Raw genomic sequence first — 1005 nt, 5'->3', positions numbered from 1 at the left:
TTTTTTTATATTTGATAATTGTTTATGTGAAAAATTAGCGGTTGCTTTGGTTAAAATTCCCGCTAATTTTGTTAGATTCATTGTCATTAATAGAATACCCAATTCATTTTCCACAGGCTGTTTCCCTCTAAGATGAGTTCTGCGCACACCAAAAATGGACTTCATTCTGCCAAACATTGGCTCAACATCATACTTACGATGCGAATAAATCTCTGAGCCTTGATCAGATGAAAGTAAATCCTTAACATAATTTTTAAAGTAGTTCCAAGTTGGATTATAGGCAACCTGTCGTTGCCTTCCCTTAGGGGTTTTAGCTAGTTCATCTAGCTTGAATGTTTCCTGTGTTTTATCCGCTTCATAAATTTTGAACTGTCGTTCGTATCCATATTTATCATGACGAATACTGTATCGTTTAAAACTGAATTTAACACTCAAATGATCCGTATAGTAATCGTCTGCGGCATTGTACTTCCAATTGTGTATTCGTGTAGGATCATTTTTAAATTTGCGCTTCTGTTCCTTTTCATACATACCATACGGTATCAGTGGTGTCTTATCAAAATCGTCGACAATCGCGGAATAATTAGATTCACTACCGTAACCTGCATCCGCCACGATGTATTTAAACAAATCGAGTGAATGCATGTCAGATAAAAATGGTAATAAAGTTCTCGTATCCGTCGGATTCGAGAAAATTCCGTAATTTAGCACGAACTGTCCATTAGTGGCAGCCTGTAAATTATATCCAGGCTTTAATTGACCATTCATCATTGGATCTTCCTTCATACGCATAAAGGTAGCATCATGGTCGGTTTTTGAAAAACTGTTCCGACCATTAAAAAGGCGTTCAGCTTCTTCGTACTTTTTTGCTCGGGGCAAATAATCATTTTCCATTTTGTGCGCTAATTTTTTGAGTTTTCGCCGCTGTTGTTTATTCTTAGAGCCACCTTTGATAACCTTCGGTTCTTGTTCAATGACATAATCTAAGTGAGTAATTTCATCGTG

At 36.6% G+C, this 1005-nt stretch carries 1 protein-coding gene; it reads right to left on the bottom strand.

Annotated elements, in window-relative coordinates; translation table 11 throughout:
• Window positions 1-1005, bottom strand: a 1005-nt coding sequence (locus FFM59_RS09970) for a transposase (protein ID WP_170175983.1), incomplete at both ends; no start/stop codon positions are given.

The sequence above is a fragment of the Paucilactobacillus nenjiangensis genome (genome assembly GCF_005405445.1).
GTDB classification, from domain to species: Bacteria; Bacillota; Bacilli; order Lactobacillales; family Lactobacillaceae; genus Paucilactobacillus; species Paucilactobacillus nenjiangensis.
The sequence above is the reverse complement of the archived record's forward strand: the minus strand, read 5'-3'. Positions and strand labels throughout refer to the sequence as shown.